Source organism: Mesorhizobium sp. (genome assembly GCF_004962925.1).
Lineage (GTDB): Bacteria > Pseudomonadota > Alphaproteobacteria > Rhizobiales > Rhizobiaceae > Mesorhizobium.
Genome location: NZ_SUEO01000363.1, coordinates 1 through 279 on the forward strand (window position 1 = coordinate 1; position 279 = coordinate 279).

Consider the following 279-nt stretch of genomic DNA (forward strand, 5'->3'; position numbering starts at 1 on the left):
AGCCAGTTCCTGTGAGTCATTCAAAATCCTCGGCCGGAAATCGTTCTAATGCGAGACCGGCAAGGTACCCATATCCGGGTGAATTTCGGCAGCCATAAGGCCTTTGTCGCCGCGCCCGAAGCGGACCAGCACGACCTGCCCCGGCCTGAGCTCGGTGATGCCGTAGCGGCGCAACGTCTCCATATGGACGAAAATGTCCTCGGTGCCCTCGCCCCGGGTCAGAAAACCGAACCCCTTGGTGCGGTTGAACCATTTCACCAGCGCCCGCTCGAGGCCGCT

At 60.9% G+C, this 279-nt stretch carries 1 protein-coding gene; it reads right to left on the reverse strand.

All coding sequences use genetic code 11. The features are described from left to right. Positions 1 to 45: 45 nt before the first annotated feature. Positions 46 to 279, reverse strand: a 234-nt coding sequence (locus tag E5W87_RS34885) for a cold-shock protein (RefSeq protein WP_292408354.1), incomplete at its 5' end; no start/stop codon positions are given.